Annotated in this window: 1 protein-coding gene; it reads left to right on the forward strand. The window is 67.5% G+C overall.

The annotated features are described in order from the left end of the window. On the forward strand, nt 1-350 hold a 350-nt coding region (locus FLP08_RS17190; RefSeq protein ID WP_156278142.1), incomplete at its 5' end, for a TRAP transporter small permease. Nucleotides 351-406 lie beyond the last annotated feature (56 nt).

Consider the following 406-nt stretch of genomic DNA (forward strand, 5'->3'; position numbering starts at 1 on the left):
TCGGGGTGGATGCCCTGGTGCGCCTGGCGCCGCGTCCCTTGCAGCGCCTGATCGGGATACTCGCCTGCCTCTGCTGCCTGGGCTACGCCGGGCTGTTCATGGTCGCCAGCTACGACTGGGTGAAGACCCTGTTCGTCGCCGGCATCGGCGCCGAGGACCTCGACCACTTCGGCATCCTCCAGGCCTACATCGCGGTGGTGGTGCCGGTCGGCTTCGGCCTGGTGCTGCTGCGCTACCTGGAAATCCTCGTCAACCTGTTGCGCGGTCGCCAGCTCGGGCTGGGCCTCGCCGACGAGGCCGCCGAGGCCTCCAAACTGGCCGGCGAAGAGGCCGGGGAGAACCGTCCATGACCGTGCTGATCCTGTTCCTGCTGCTGTTCCTGTTCATGTTCATCGGCGTGCCCATC

Origin of the sequence: Christiangramia aestuarii (assembly GCF_009735585.1) — a bacterium.
GTDB lineage: Bacteria > Bacteroidota > Bacteroidia > Flavobacteriales > Flavobacteriaceae > Christiangramia > Christiangramia aestuarii.